The sequence below is a fragment of the Roseiarcus sp. genome, from assembly GCF_052145395.1.
In the GTDB taxonomy this organism is placed as follows: Bacteria; Pseudomonadota; Alphaproteobacteria; order Rhizobiales; family Beijerinckiaceae; genus Roseiarcus.
In genome coordinates, this window is the sequence record NZ_JBKQOT010000390.1 from 1 (window position 1) to 3,811 (window position 3,811).

The 3,811-nt window shown below is 65.0% G+C and carries 4 protein-coding genes and 1 pseudogene; 3 read left to right on the forward strand and 2 right to left on the reverse strand.

The window, feature by feature from the left end; translation table 11 throughout:
- The 3 genes from ACLP25_RS13090 to ACLP25_RS13100 all read left to right on the forward strand — a co-directional run.
- Positions 1-1,215: tyrosine-type recombinase/integrase (locus ACLP25_RS13090; RefSeq protein WP_442469627.1), on the forward strand; the 1,215-nt coding region annotated here is incomplete at its 5' end.
- Positions 1,215-2,120 carry a tyrosine-type recombinase/integrase gene (locus ACLP25_RS13095; RefSeq protein ID WP_442469628.1) on the forward strand — a complete coding sequence of 302 codons (906 nt, stop codon included), beginning with the start codon at positions 1,215-1,217 and terminating at the stop codon, positions 2,118-2,120. The genes ACLP25_RS13090 and ACLP25_RS13095, both read left to right, overlap by 1 nt.
- Entirely contained in the window at positions 2,117-3,106 is a 990-nt protein-coding gene (locus ACLP25_RS13100; RefSeq protein ID WP_442469629.1) for a tyrosine-type recombinase/integrase, read from the forward strand. Before ACLP25_RS13095 ends, ACLP25_RS13100 begins: the two co-directional genes overlap by 4 nt.
- 81 nt (positions 3,107-3,187) lie before the next feature.
- On the opposite strand, the pseudogene ACLP25_RS13105 reads toward ACLP25_RS13100, so the two are convergent.
- Positions 3,188-3,436: pseudogene (locus ACLP25_RS13105) on the reverse strand (transposase zinc-binding domain-containing protein); the annotation flags it as partial.
- Positions 3,396-3,811 (reverse strand): tyrosine-type recombinase/integrase (locus ACLP25_RS13110; protein WP_442469630.1); only part of this gene is annotated, 416 nt, incomplete at its 5' end. The pseudogene ACLP25_RS13105 and the gene ACLP25_RS13110, both read right to left, overlap by 41 nt.

The window sequence follows — 3,811 nt, forward strand, 5'->3', positions numbered from 1 at the left end:
GCATCGAAGATGCTGGCGCATTTGCGGAGCGGGCCAAGCGGACCATACCTTGACGGTTTCGCAGCTGCGCTCGAGCGACAGGGCTATAGCGCCGGCACGGCCGTGCGATATCTGCGAGCGGCAGCGCACCTCGGCTATGTCGTGGCTCGGCAAGGAGCGATGCCGAGCGACATTGATCTGGCGGTGTTCAGCGAGCATTTGCTCAGGTGTCGATGTCCGCGCGCCATGGGAGGGCGTCGCAACCACCACACGATTTTCGGCGCCAGGCTCTTTCGCCAGCACCTTGTCGAAATCTGCGTTTGCGGGTCCGCCGCTGCCGCATCATTGCAGCCCGCCGAACCGTCCCTCGTGGCTGACTTCAAAGTGTGGCTGCGCAAGCACCGCGGGGCGTCCGATTCCACCATCAAGCTCTATGCCCGCGACGCCGCGCTCTTGATGGTGGCCCTCGGGAACGATTCAGAAAGGTGGGAACCGGCCGCCATTCGCAGCTTTTTCCTGGACCGCGCGAGCCATTGCGGCAAGGGAACCGTCGAGAAGCTGACGACCAGCCTGCGCGTGTTCTTGCGGTATCTCGCTGTCAAAGGCCGCTGCCGAGCCGGTCTCGCCGATGTTGTTCCCGGCTATGCCCATTGGCGGCTTGCCGACTTGCCGCGGTATCTGGCGGCGGAGCAAGTGAACCGGCTGATCGCGGCATGCGATGGCGAAGTCGTCGAGCGCCGGCGTGATCGCGCGATCCTCCTACTCCTGGCGCGCCTCGGGCTGCGCGCCGGCGACGTCGCGCAACTCCGCCTCGACGACATCGAGTGGGAAAAGGGCTCGCTGCGGGTTTCGGGCAAGTCGCGCTACGAGGTGCGTCTGCCGCTTCCGCAAGACGTCGGGGATGCGATCGCCGCCTACCTCGCGCACCGTCCTTCGACCTGCCCGAGCGATCACGTGTTCCTGCGCAATATCGCGCCGTTTCGACCGTTCCGGAACGGCGACGGCGTCTCGTCGCTGGTGAGACGCCTCATGCAACGGGCTGGCGTCGTGGCGCCGGTCAAGGGGGCGCACGTCCTGCGACACACGGCAGCGACCGAGATGCTGCGCCATGGCGTTCCGCTCGAGAAGATCGGGTTGGTCCTGCGGCACCGAGGCATCGACACGACGGCCCGTTACGCCAAGGCCGATGTCGCGCTCCTGAAGCAAATCGCGCAGCCCTGGCCGGAGGTTCTCTGATGTTGAAGGCCATCGAGGCTTACCTGGCGCTCCGCCGCGCGACTGGATTCACGATGCTGAATGCGGAATACCTGCTCAAGAGCTTTGCCGCCTTTGCGACCCAGTGCGGGCAAACGCATGTCCACACGCAAACCGCAATCGATTGGGCGGCGCGCGGGCCGTCCGTCGCGCAACGCGATGCCCGGCTGAAAGCCGTCTGCCGCTTTGTGCGTCATGTCCGGGTTGAAGACGCCCGGCATGAACTGCCGCCGGTCGATCACTTCGGCGCTCGCAAGACGCGGCGCTCCCCGCATATCTACTCGGCAGCGGAGATCGATCGCCTGATCGAGGCCGCCCTTCGGCTTCGACCCGAAGGCGGCTTGCGCTCCCTGACCTACGCGACATTGATCGCGCTGCTCTCCGTCACCGGGTTGAGGATCTCCGAAGCGCTGAAGTTGACGGTCGCCGACGTGACGCACGATGGCTTGCTGATCCGCGAGACCAAGTTCCGGAAAACCCGCTTGGCGCCGCTGCACGACACGACAGGAGCGGGCTTGGAGCGCTATCTTGCGCGCCGCCAACCCCGTTCCGAAGCCGATCCGGTATTCGTTGACGCACGTGGTCTGCCGCTGCGCTACATTGCCGTCAAAGAGACCTTCAACAGGCTGGTCGACAGGGCAGGCATAGCACCGGCAGCGAGGCGCCGCCCGCGCCTGCACGATCTACGGCACACGTTTGCCGTTCGCGCGCTGCAAGGCAGTCCGGCCGATCGAAGCCGAAGCGGCGCGCATATGGCGGCGCTCGCGACCTACATGGGTCACATCAACATCTATGCGACCTACTGGTACCTCGAGGCCACCGCCGACCTCATGCGCGACGTCGCCGCGGCCGGTGAAGCGTTCATCGCCGAAGGGAGGCAATCATGACGCCGATTGCTCCCCTCATCGAAGCGTTCCTCGATGAGACGCTCGCCCGCCAGCGGGGCGTCAGCCGGCATACCCGCGACTCCTATGCCGTGAGCTTCCAGTTGCTCTTCATGTTCGCTGCAAAGAGACTGAAGGTCTCGCCATCAGCGCTGACGCTGGAGCAACTCGACGCCGGCCTCATCAGCGCCTTCCTGGAGTATCTCGAGGATAAGCGCAAAAACGCGCCGGTGACCCGCAATGTCCGGCTGGCGACGATCAAGTCCTTCTTCCGCTTCCTCGAATACAGGCAACCGGCAGCCCTCGAGCATGTCCGCCGCGTCCTGGCGATTCCGTTCAAGAAAACGGATCAGCGTCTGGTCCCCTTTCTTCTGCGCGAGGAACTGCAAGCGGTGCTCGACGCCCCGGATCCCGCCACGCGCGATGGCGTCCGCGACCGGGCCATGCTGCATCTGGCGGTTTGTGGGGGGCTGCGCGTGTCCGAGTTGACGGGATTGAAGCTCGGGGACATCGACCTGCCGTCGATGAGCATTCATGTTCTTGGCAAGGGACGGCGGGAACGGACGCTCCCGTTGTGGAAGACCACGGCCGCGGCCCTGCGCGCCTGGCTCGCCGTTCGCGGGCGGATCGCGGCGCCCGAGGTGTTCGTCAACGCCCGGGGAGAGCCGCTGAGCCGATGGGGCTTCGCCTATCTGCTTAAACAGCATGCAGCGACCGCCGCTCAAGCGCATCCCGGTCTCGGCAAGAAACGCATCTCGCCCCACGTGCTCAGGCACACCTGCGCGATGATCATCCTGCAGGCAACGCAGGACATCCGCAAGGTATCGCTGTGGCTGGGGCACGCCACTCTGACGACCACAGAAATCTATACGCGTGGCGATCCGACAGAGAAGCTCGACGCCATGGAATCGATCGTTCCACCGCATCTGCGGCGCGGCGCGTTCCAGCCGTCCGACAAGCTGATCGCGCTCCTCAAACGCCCTTCGTAATGGTGAGCCGGGTTGGCGGCGGCGGAGGCAAAAGCGCGAGCAAGCCGCCGCCAACTCCCCATTACTGGATCTGCCCATAAGACACGAGTTGTATGCGACGCGTTGATGTCCGCAATCGCTGCACTGCTCCAGGTGACCACCGAGCGCGGCAGTGCGGCAACTCTCGATCGCGGTGATGGCGCGCCAATGCGCGGCGGACAGCGACGCGCCATGCTGATCACGGAAAGCCGGGCCGAAGTGGCGGAACACATCCGCCACCTCTAGCCCCCCGCGGGACACGGCCCCGCCGTTAGGCGGGAACGAGGTCCGGCATGACCGGCGGCATCGCATCGAGTGGACTGGCGGTGGCGCAGACCTTGCTCGTGGCTATGCGCAGATATCGTGACGTGGTGTTCAGGCTGCGATGACCAAGCAGCAACTGGATCGTGCGCAGATCGGCGCCGGACTCCAGCAGATGAACCGCGAACGCATGTCGCAGCGAATGCGGCGTGATCGGCTTGGTGATGCCCGATCGCTCACGTGCCTGGCTGCAGGCGAGTTCGACGGCGCACGTCGAAATTGGTTGCCCGGGCCGATCCCCTGGAAACAGCCACTCGCCGGGATGAGTGCGCTTCCAATAGTCGCGTAGAATGTGGAGCAGGCTGGGCGAGAGCATCACGTAGCGATCCTTCCGCCCCTTGCCCTCCTCCACACGGATGACCATGC